The organism is Nesterenkonia suensis, from assembly GCF_054782935.1.
Genome location: NZ_BAAGRN010000014.1, coordinates 1 through 722, shown reverse-complemented (window position 1 = coordinate 722; position 722 = coordinate 1). Strand labels below are relative to the sequence as shown.

The 722-nt window shown below is 60.9% G+C and carries 2 protein-coding genes; both read right to left on the bottom strand.

The genetic code is table 11. The features are described 5' to 3' along the window. Window positions 1–4: 4 nt before the first annotated feature. Complete coding sequence (locus tag ACYVKI_RS12870; protein ID WP_460690768.1) at window positions 5–310, bottom strand: pore-forming ESAT-6 family protein; 306 nt, start codon at window positions 308–310, stop codon at window positions 5–7. A 75-nt stretch (window positions 311–385) separates the two neighbouring features. Then, window positions 386–722 (bottom strand): WXG100 family type VII secretion target (locus ACYVKI_RS12865; RefSeq protein ID WP_460690767.1); only part of this gene is annotated, 337 nt, incomplete at its 5' end.

Here is a 722-nt window from a genome sequence, read left to right as displayed (position 1 = left end):
GGCCTCAGCCGATGTTCGAGATCGCGCTGCGCGTCTTCGACTGCGTCGTCGTCGCCGTCTGGTCATTGCTGGACAGCGTCTGACGCACCAGAGCGATGATGCTCTTCACCTCGTTCGAAGCGTTGTTCCAACGCGTCTCCACATGGCGGTACTCCTCATCAGCCCCGTCCATCTGAAAATCAGCCAGCGCCTGAGCCACCTGCTGGTCACGCTGACCGATCAGCGCCTCCAACCGGCTCACGATGCCATCGATGTCACCCTGCACCTGGCCCGAAGTACCCGTGTCGAAAGAAATACGATCAAGAGACATAGTCCCGTCCTCTCAGAAGAATCACAGTCAGTGAAAGCTCAACAGCTCAATACAGCGGCCCAGCGGCTCAGCGGCTCAGCGGCTCGAAGAGAACCGAGCCGCGTCGAAGTTCGCGCTCCCCTGGCTCCGCGCCGCATTGTCCGCACTCTCCTGATCACCGGTCTGAGTGGCCGTGTTCATCTCGGACTGCCCCAGCTGAATCGCCGCCAAAGACTGATTCAGATCCGCCGAGACCTCATCGGCACGCGCCTTGAACGAATCGAACGCCGCACGACCCTGCCCATTGAACTTCCCCTGCAACGGCTCCACCGCCGCCACCAGCTGCTGGATCAACGTGCCCAGCTCATCCGACGATCCCGAGGTCTGCTGGCTGAGACTGCTCAGCGTCGATGCCCCCATGTCAAACTTCATC

What these genes read in the sequence shown, in the direction of transcription:
- ACYVKI_RS12870 (WP_460690768.1), bottom strand. Translation starts at nt 310, where the DNA reads ATGTCTCTTGATCGTATTTCTTTCGACACGGGTACTTCGGGCCAGGTG.